General features: G+C 66.8%; 8 protein-coding genes and 2 pseudogenes. 5 read left to right on the top strand and 5 right to left on the bottom strand.

The genetic code is table 11. The features are described from left to right. Window positions 1-298: pseudogene (locus O9280_RS15425) on the top strand (amino acid ABC transporter ATP-binding protein); the annotation flags it as partial. A gap of 37 nt (window positions 299-335) precedes the next feature. On the opposite strand, the gene O9280_RS15420 reads toward O9280_RS15425, so the two are convergent. Further along, on the bottom strand, window positions 336-1,049 hold the full coding sequence (locus O9280_RS15420) for a WYL domain-containing protein (RefSeq protein WP_298344745.1): 714 nt from the start codon (window positions 1,047-1,049) through the stop codon (window positions 336-338). A gap of 72 nt (window positions 1,050-1,121) precedes the next feature. On the opposite strand from O9280_RS15420, the gene O9280_RS15415 reads away from it, so the two are divergent. After that, window positions 1,122-1,427: a hypothetical protein gene (locus O9280_RS15415; RefSeq protein ID WP_298344742.1), complete on the top strand. Its 306-nt coding sequence runs from the start codon at window positions 1,122-1,124 to the stop codon at window positions 1,425-1,427. Further along, the gene (locus O9280_RS15410) at window positions 1,399-1,725 is read left to right on the top strand and encodes a TfoX/Sxy family protein (RefSeq protein WP_298344739.1); all 327 of its coding nucleotides are present in this window, start codon (window positions 1,399-1,401) and stop codon (window positions 1,723-1,725) included. The genes O9280_RS15415 and O9280_RS15410 overlap by 29 nt, the downstream gene beginning before the upstream one ends. A gap of 448 nt (window positions 1,726-2,173) precedes the next feature. Here O9280_RS15410 and O9280_RS15405 read toward each other — a convergent pair whose 3' ends face one another. The 4 genes from O9280_RS15405 to O9280_RS15390 all read right to left on the bottom strand — a co-directional run bounded on the left by O9280_RS15405 (window position 2,174) and on the right by O9280_RS15390 (window position 4,200). Then, complete coding sequence (locus O9280_RS15405; RefSeq protein WP_298344736.1) at window positions 2,174-2,560, bottom strand: hypothetical protein; 387 nt, start codon at window positions 2,558-2,560, stop codon at window positions 2,174-2,176. Between the two features lie 67 nt (window positions 2,561-2,627). Further along, window positions 2,628-3,434, bottom strand: a complete 807-nt coding sequence (locus tag O9280_RS15400) for an HD domain-containing protein (RefSeq protein ID WP_298344734.1) — start codon at window positions 3,432-3,434, stop codon at window positions 2,628-2,630. Next, a complete protein-coding gene (locus O9280_RS15395; protein WP_298344731.1) occupies window positions 3,431-3,844 on the bottom strand; it encodes a hypothetical protein in 414 nt (137 codons plus the stop codon). The genes O9280_RS15400 and O9280_RS15395 overlap by 4 nt, the downstream gene beginning before the upstream one ends. Continuing rightward, the gene (locus O9280_RS15390) at window positions 3,841-4,200 is read right to left on the bottom strand and encodes a DUF4345 family protein (RefSeq protein ID WP_298344729.1); all 360 of its coding nucleotides are present in this window, start codon (window positions 4,198-4,200) and stop codon (window positions 3,841-3,843) included. The genes O9280_RS15395 and O9280_RS15390 overlap by 4 nt, the downstream gene beginning before the upstream one ends. On the opposite strand from O9280_RS15390, the gene O9280_RS15385 reads away from it, so the two are divergent. Together O9280_RS15385 and O9280_RS15380 are read left to right on the top strand one after the other, a co-directional pair. Continuing rightward, the gene (locus tag O9280_RS15385; protein ID WP_298344726.1) at window positions 4,199-5,002 is read left to right on the top strand and encodes an AraC family transcriptional regulator; all 804 of its coding nucleotides are present in this window, start codon (window positions 4,199-4,201) and stop codon (window positions 5,000-5,002) included. The genes O9280_RS15390 and O9280_RS15385 overlap by 2 nt on opposite strands. A 246-nt stretch (window positions 5,003-5,248) precedes the next feature. Next, window positions 5,249-5,407: pseudogene (locus tag O9280_RS15380) on the top strand (dihydroorotase); the annotation flags it as partial.

Here is a 5,407-nt window from a genome sequence, read left to right as displayed (position 1 = left end):
CATCGCCCGCGCGCTGAGCATGGACCCGATCGTGATGCTGTTCGACGAGCCCACCAGCGCCCTCGACCCCGAGATGGTGGGCGAGGTGCTCGACGTGATGGTGCTGCTGGCCAAGGAAGGCATGACGATGATGGTCGTCACCCACGAGATGGGCTTCGCGCGCAAGGTCAGCCACCGCGTGATCTTCATGGACGCGGGCAGGATCGTCGAGGACTGCACCAAGGAAGACTTCTTCGACAACGCCGACGCGCGCACGCCGCGGGCGAAGGACTTTCTCTCGAAGATCCTGGCGCATTGAGCGGCTGCTGCGTTGTGATGGGCAAGCAGGAGCCCTGCTACACGGGCCGGAACGCGCCTTCGACCTCAGGTGCCAGCCGCCGATGGGGCAGTTGGACGAATCCCTCGTCCAGTACCTGCAGCCGCTCGATGCCGTCCAGTCGAAACGTCCTGCCGGCGGCCGTGTCGCGATCCAGTCCCAGCAGATACCAGGCCGGATGGTTGAGCAGCAAGTACTGCGGCTCCACACGGCGCCACGTGAGGCGTTGATCGCGGGCCCTGTACTGGAACTGCACGACCCGCGACGAGATGAAGGCCTCCTGCAGCAACTGGGCCTGGCGCGCGTCGGGCTCGCGCCAGGTGTTCCGAACCGCTTCCGATGCCGGGTGACCCACCAGGATGCGCTCTCGCAGCCGCTGCACGTGGGTTCGTTCAGTGGGCGCGAACGTGGACGACAGCCGCGTGCGCAGGCCGGCAAGCCCGCCGCCGAGCAAGGGCAGGCCCAGCGATTCGGCGACGGCGAGCGCGAACAGCATGCCAATGGCTTCGCGGTGAGAGAGCCGGACGCTGGGCAGCGCACTACGGGCGCATAGGCGAATCCCGCCGCCACGGCCGACGTCCGTGTCGATGGCAACGCCAGCCTCACGCAGGGCGGCCACTGCCCGCCGCACGGTGCGCAGGCTCGAGCCCGAGCGCTGCGCCAGCAACTGCCCGGTCCAGACTTGACCATCGCTCATGAGATCCGCGATCCGATCGGTGGCTGTGGGACCCATTCTTAAATGGTGCCACGCCTTGGCACCAATAGCCGAGAGCATGGTGACTCCTTCAACTCACTGGAGACCGCCATGGCCTCGACCCACACCTGCTTCGAAATCGTGCACTTCGCGTTCTTGCCCAACGTCACACTGCCGCGCCAGACCGATGCCATGAACGAACTGGGTGTCTGGGCTGCCACACAGCCAGGCTTCTTGTCGCGGCAGAGCTTCCATGACCCGCGACGATCCCGCTGGACCGACGTGGTGGAATGGAGCAGCCTCGACCAAGCCACCGCCGCGATGGAGCGCAGCCAGCGCGAGCCCGCGCTGGCCGGCGTCATGGCGCTCATCGACCCCGCAACACTCCATGCCGGCCACTTCGAGAAGCGGATCTGATCACGACCCTCCGCCCGGCACTGCTCAGCTTGCCGGGCTTCCCGGGTTGGGGCCAGCGTCCGCAGCCATGTTGCGGTCAGCCGGCATCCGGTCGGTGGTGCACCTGAGGCGTCTGGGGTCGGCTCGCGCCTTCCTGAGGGTGCAGGCGGCCGGCCAGCGCCCCAGCCTGAACTTGCTTTGGGCGCTTGAAGGAGCGCTGACCGGTGTGCCATGGCGAGAGGTGGCACGCTTGGAGCGTACGAGGCTGTTGCTCGAGCTTGAAGATCTCAAGACCCTCTCGAAGCAGCCACACGACTAGATTGGACTTCGACGCCTCGCAGAGCGTCCGCTCACAGCCTGTGAAGACATGAATCGCGCCCGCGCCGGGGTGGCCAAGGGCCCTTGGGTACCCCGGCCCTTCGGGTTGACCCCCGCAGGACGCCCGCTCGGCGTTGCAAATGCTCGACGGGTCGACGGACCCGTCTGCGCTTTGCGCCTTGATCGAGCGGCCTGCGGGGGTCAACGCGGGCGCGATTCATGTCTTCCAGGCTCTCACGCGCAGGAGCATCACGAATCTTGCTTCCGGCTTGCTGCTGCCCGACTCGAGCGCCAGTGCAACGGAACTGAACATCGGTTCAAGAAGTGCCGCATCGCAGACTCGGCAGCTTGCCCTTGTCGCCAGATCGATGTCCGTGTTGCCGCAAGTCGGCTGAAGACACCACTCGAAGGCGACGTGGTCCGGCCGGCAAAGCGGTCGGGCCGGCAAGCTACTCGGGCTTCCTGCCGATCAGCCAAAGCTCTGCTCCCAGACCGGCCGCTAGCAGCACCGCGGCCACGACGTCGGCGACCACGACCCTGCCGATGGCCGGGTTGTAGCCGCCGACCGCCATCGCAACGACGATGAAGCTGGCCGCGCTGAAGAGCGCAACCATCAACGCTGTGACGCGTAGCCACGGCAGCGCGATCGCACTGAGCATCAGCACACCCAGCACGCCGAACAGCAGCGCCCGGTGCTGCAGCAGGATGGCCGTGTTCGGGTCATTCACCTCGATCCCGTAGAGCCGTGCAAGCGTGCCAACCCCCATGACGCCGGGGACGGGTAGCAGGTGAATGATGCCTGCGACGAGCAGGGCGACGATAGAGACGTACTTCATGTGTTTCCTCTGGTTCGAATCAGTCGCTGTGGCCCTGGATGTGTGCACGGGTGCGATTGGAGTGCTGTCACCGCTCCCATGCGGATCGGCGGATGGCGCGCTCGAAGCCCATCCGCCAGAGCATTCGTGTGCGTGTCTCCGGAGCGCGTTCCGCTTGCAGTCGCATGGCCTCTGACATCCGTTGCGCGAAGCCCGTGCGTGGGTAGCGGATCAGCACGGCGTGTCTCGACGAGGCGTCGATCCCGTTCACCCGCGCCCCGATGACATCCATGGCCGCAGCCTGTTGAAGCAAGTGCGCCTCGATACCGGCGCACAGCGGGACATCCGGATTCATGTGGAGGCAGATCGCGTCCTCCACGGCATGGGCCCGGCACTCTGACCAGCCTTGCTCTTGCAAGAACCTGCGTGCCCGCTGGCCACCTTGAACTGCAAAACAGGCGCATCGCACGCCTGCTCGAGGCCGATCGCTCGGCAGTAGCGCAATGTCATGCAGCAGGCATGTCGCAGCCAGCACCTCGGTGTCCGGCTTCAGGGCGTCCCTCTGGGCGAGCAGTGCCGCCCATGCCCATGTCCGCAAGCTGTGCCGGCACAGCCAGACTGGCATCGACTGCCGTACCAGTTCCAGCACACGGGTGACCGTCGGCGTGTCGGGCAGTTCGATGCGATCGGGCTCCAGACGACTCCAGCGTTGCCTCATGTCGTCCGACACGGCGCCACGGCCCAACCACCGCAGACGCAACTGGGCGACCACGGTCTGGATGGCGAAACGCCACTGCTGTGCCAACGTCAGGCGTCCTCCGTTGGCGTGCCCCCAGGCGGCCGATCCCAGCATCGAGCTGTCCGAGCGACGCGGCGAGTCGACGGGTGTCGTCATGAACTCGTGCCCGTTTGGCTCCGGCTCGCCAGCAGGACCATGACAACGAGAAACGGCGGCACGATGACGAAGCTCAGGTCGAACAGAAAGATGCCGTCCAGAGGCAACCCCCGGTCGATCCATACGTGCACGTGAAACAAGGCGTGCAGGCATGACCACAGAGCCGCCGCGACGCCGACCGGCACGCTTCCAGACCGCAGGCCGTACAGCCCGACGAGTCCGCTGGCCACGTACACGAGGCCTACGTCTCGGATGAAGTGCGCGTTGAACGGCCCGAAGAGGGCGACGCCGGGGGTCAGTGCGTGGAAGTGCACGGGGGCCACGAAGATGGAAATGCCGGCGAGCAGCCATAACGCGTACACCGTGCCGGGCAGCGCCCAAGCGGAAGTCCGTCGCGTCGCGGCCTTCATGCAACCGCCAGCAGCATCACGGCAACGACGGTCTCCAGAGCGAGGTAGCCCAGCGGCGCCCGATCGATGGCGCGATCGACTGCAGCAGACACCAGACGGCCGGCGGCCATGCCACCGAGCGCTGCGGCCACGGTGATGAGGATGCCGTTGCGCAGTTCGGGTTGTCGCAGGGCCACCAGCAGCGCGATCGCCATGAAGATGCCGAAGCCGCCATAGACAGCGCGCACCTCGTTGCGGCCCGCTGGCGTGAGTTCGAGAATGCCGAACTGGGCCGTCACGAAGGCGGGCTTTGCGATCGCGCCGACGCCCATGACGGTGAATCCGGCGATCGCGAGAATGACAGGAAGGTCTTGCATGGAGCGTTGCCGCGGCGGAATCGATGCCGTCATCGTGTCGAAGCAGGTCGGTTCGGGCTTTCAAGATTCGCCTGTGCTTCCGCGCATCTGGGTGGGCCCGGCTCGCGCGTTGTACGTTGGCCCGGGGCTGGACCTGTCGCCGCACCTGAACGTGGCGACGACGATCGCGGTATCTCTGCAGCAGCCCTTCGAGTTGCGTACCTGGGCGAAGTCGGAGGGCTGGTCGCCGTGGCGCTCGGAGGTGATCAGCGTCGTCCCTTCGGAGACGCTGCATCACCTGAAGAGCCTCGGGCCGATGGCCTTCCTCTATCTGGACCCGCTCACCGACCGCAGGCACACGCTGTCCCGGGCAGGGCTAGTGCGCGGCCGGGAGCGGCTGAGGCTGGCGTGCCCGGGCATCAGCCTCGACGAAGCCTTCGCCGCCTTCGGGCTAAGGCCCAGTATCCCGCGGGATGCACGCATCGCACGCGTCGTGCGCGAAGTCGAACGCCGGCCCGACGCCTTCGGCCGTTTGCAGGACGCTGCCGCACTGGCCTGCCTTTCACCATCGCGCTTCAGGGCGCGCTTCGACGCGGAGATTGGTATGCCGTTTCGCCGCTATCGTTTGTGGCGGCGCATGGCCGCCGTGATGCGCACGGTCGCTGCCGGCGGCAGCCTGACCGAAGCCGCCCACGCCGCCGGGTTTGCGAGTTCGGCGCACCTGAGCAGCACGTTCAGGCGCATGTTCGGGCTGACAGCCACTGACCTTCTGGCATTGGGTGTGGCGATCGACGTGTCTGAAGACAAGGTACTGCCTGAGTGAGCGCCTGTCCGGCACCTCAAGGTCGACACGGCACGAGGCGCTGGAGCCAACGGCGCAGCGCCGAGTGGTCGGAAATGCTGGCGGCGTGCGCCGTCTTGTCGATGCAGCGCTGGTGCAGCCAGCCCCCGAGCTACCACCCGCGCGAGCGTTTGCGAGGACGAGCGACCGGATTGCGGCAACTTGGTCAGCGTGGCGGCAGCCTCCTTCGGGTCGTTTCCGGTCTCCCACGATGGGAGAATCGGCCCGATGAGCGATTCCACCGCATCCCTGACCCTGCGTCGCCCCGACGACTGGCATCTGCACCTGCGCGACGGCGCGGCGCTGGCCGCCGTGCTGCCGGCCACGGCGCGCCAGTTCGCGCGCGCCATCGTCATGCCCAACCTCAAGCCCCCGGTCACCACGGCG

Origin of the sequence: Silanimonas sp., assembly GCF_027531545.1 — a bacterium.
In the GTDB taxonomy this organism is placed as follows: Bacteria; Pseudomonadota; Gammaproteobacteria; order Xanthomonadales; family Xanthomonadaceae; genus Silanimonas.
The sequence above is the reverse complement of the archived record's forward strand: the minus strand, read 5'-3'. Positions and strand labels throughout refer to the sequence as shown.